We start from the raw sequence: 537 nt of genomic DNA on the forward strand, positions 1-537 counted from the left end.
GGCCGACCCATAGGTGCTCCTTCACGTGCGCGGTCACGTACTCGATCCCCACCTGCCGGTACTTGATCGACGAGTCGGTACCGGACCCCGCGAAGGTCTGGACCAACGCGGAGACGACGTTGATCTGGGCCGCTATGCCCACGAGAGCGACGACCGCACATCCCACCACCAGACCGGCGAGCCGCCGGATCGGCCAGCGCCAGCACATCACCACGACAGCGGCGATGGTCCCGACGACGGCGGATCGCGAGACGGTGACCAGGTCGCCCACGACGAGGATCACCAAGCACACCGCCCAGGGCAGCGCCGATGCGCCCCGGGCGCGCGCGTTGAGGCACAGTGCCGCGGCGAGGGGAATGAGGACCGTCAGGATCGCGCTCAGCTCCAACGGGTGCCCGGCGCTGCCCTGCGGGCGGTCGAGTCCCTCCCGGGTGGCGTTCTGGACGATGACGAAGTCGTTGGCCTTGGTCAGCCCGGGGATCCGGAAATCCGGGGCTACGTCGATGCCCGTGCCGAACCGTACGAGCGCGAGGAGCG

At 69.5% G+C, this 537-nt stretch carries 1 pseudogene; it reads right to left on the reverse strand.

Annotated elements, in window-relative coordinates:
• Positions 1-537 (reverse strand): annotated as a pseudogene (locus tag FK268_RS24555) (O-antigen ligase family protein); the annotation flags it as partial.

It is taken from the genome of Tsukamurella sputi (assembly GCF_007858445.1).
GTDB classification, from domain to species: domain Bacteria; phylum Actinomycetota; class Actinomycetes; order Mycobacteriales; family Mycobacteriaceae; genus Tsukamurella; species Tsukamurella sputi.